This window comes from Ornithinibacillus contaminans (assembly GCF_001038425.2).
In the GTDB taxonomy this organism is placed as follows: Bacteria; Bacillota; Bacilli; order Bacillales; family Amphibacillaceae; genus Ornithinibacillus; species Ornithinibacillus contaminans.
On sequence record NZ_LDPV02000006.1, the window covers coordinates 1 to 1264 of the forward strand.

The 1264-nt window shown below is 40.1% G+C and carries 1 protein-coding gene; it reads right to left on the bottom strand.

Translation table 11 applies throughout. The annotated features are described in order from the left end of the window. A partial coding sequence (locus JF53_RS00435; protein WP_053351189.1) for an IS256 family transposase occupies window positions 1–1158 on the bottom strand: 1158 nt, incomplete at its 3' end. Between the last annotated feature and the right edge of the window lie 106 nt (window positions 1159–1264).

Below are 1264 nucleotides of genomic sequence, written 5' to 3' on the forward strand. Positions count from 1 at the left end.
ATGACCACCTTCCCATTTGTTTTCCAACTCTTTCACACGTAAATATAGAACTTTAAGCAGAGCGTTCTCATTTGGGAATGCTCCTTTTTTCGTTACTTTTCTGAAGCTGGAGTGGATACTTTCGACTGCATTCGTTGTGTACATAATTTTACGAACTGCGCTGCCGAAGTCATATAGTTGTTCCACATGCTCAAAGTTACGTTCCCAGACATCGATAGCTCCTGGATACGCAGACCATTGTTGTTTAAAGGATTCAAACGCACTTTGACATGCCGTTAGGCTTTGAGCACCATAAACCTTTCGCAACGAGGCAGTAAAGGCTTTATAGTCCTTACTTGGAACGTACTTAATGGCATTACGAATTAAGTGCACAATGCATCGTTGGACAATGACATTAGGGAATATGGAGCGAGCTCCTTCCTCCAGTCCTGACACGCCATCCATGGAAATAAAGAAGATATCTTCGACTCCTCTTGCTTTCATTTCATCAAAGATTTGCATCCATTTGTGCTTGCTTTCTGTTTCATTTAACCACAGACCAAGAATGTCTTTATTGCCCTCTATGGTATAGCCTAAAATGGTGTAAACAGCGTACTTTTTTGTCTCGTATTGATTGCGAATGGTTGTGTACATGCAGTCTACAAAGACAAAAGGATAACATTCATCTAAAGGACGACTTTGCCATTCTTCTAAATCAGGCAGCACGGTATCTGTGATATCAGAAACCATTTCATGAGACACAGAAAAGCCGTAAATGTCTTCAATGGTAGATGATATGTCTCGTTGGGACATGCCTCTCGCATACATGGAAATAACCTTGTCCTCTATTTCAGAAACATCTTTTTTACGTTTCGGGATGATCTGAGGTTCAAAAGAGCCGTCACGATCTCGTGGCACCTCGATTTCCACTTCCCCAGCACTGGTATTTAAGATTTTCTTTCCGTAACCATTTCTCCTGTTATCTGTGCTCTTTTCCCCTTTATCGTTTGAATCATAGCCAAGATGATGGTTCATTTCACCTTTTAACATGGATTCAAACATAGGGCCAAATATGTCTTTCAGTGCATTCTGCATGTCTTGTACGGACTCTGGTTGGTATTGTTCTATAATTCTATTAGCTAACTCTACTGATTTTGGATCACGCTTCGATTTCGCCATTAGAAACAACTCCCCAATTCATATATTCTTAGTTTAACAATAAAAAAATAAACTGCGAAGTAAGAGCCGTACGCTCTCTTACTTACACAGTTTATATTACACTCCC